We start from the raw sequence: 516 nt of genomic DNA, 5'->3' as shown, positions 1-516 counted from the left end.
CCAAGTATGTGGAGGCTGACTTCGCGGGGATGTTCGTGCGCGCGCTGGCGGGGGCTGCGGCCCCGGCGGGCAGCCGGGCGAGGGGTATCGGGGCCGGGGTTGGGAGGCAACGCCGCGGTCGGGGTTTTCCGGTCGGATCTTCACGTGGGTGGCGCCCAGGTTGAGACTGTTCAGGTGAGGTGCTGGCTGTGGGACTGGGATGCTTGCATGGCTACCATTCATGTTCGCGAGGTCTCCGAGGAGACCGTCACCGTCCTGAAGGTGCGTGCTGTGCGAGCGGGGCAGTCTCTGCATGCCTATGTCCGTCAGCTGCTGGAGGGGGAGGCGGTCATGCTGACCGCTGAGGAGGCAGCCGAGCAGGCGCGTTCCATCGCGGCACGGGGCGCGGTGAGCGTCGCCGACGTGGTGGACGCCGTCGCCGCGATGCGCGATGCCCGCGCGTGATTGTTCTGGATACCTCCGCCTTGGTCGAGTTCCTGGTTGGTTCGGACTCTGTTGCGGAGAAGGTGCGCATGG

General features: G+C 67.6%; 1 protein-coding gene. It reads left to right on the top strand.

Annotated features, from left to right (window positions below):
- Positions 1 to 207 precede the first annotated feature (207 nt).
- Positions 208 to 444, top strand: coding sequence for a FitA-like ribbon-helix-helix domain-containing protein (locus tag U9978_RS21235; protein ID WP_322762906.1), 237 nt, complete (start codon positions 208 to 210; stop codon positions 442 to 444).
- The last annotated feature ends 72 nt before the right edge of the window (positions 445 to 516 follow it).

This window comes from Protofrankia sp. Cr2 (assembly GCF_963555885.1).
Classification (GTDB): domain Bacteria; phylum Actinomycetota; class Actinomycetes; order Frankiales; family Frankiaceae; genus Protofrankia.
This window is presented reverse-complemented; position numbering and strand designations above follow the sequence as displayed.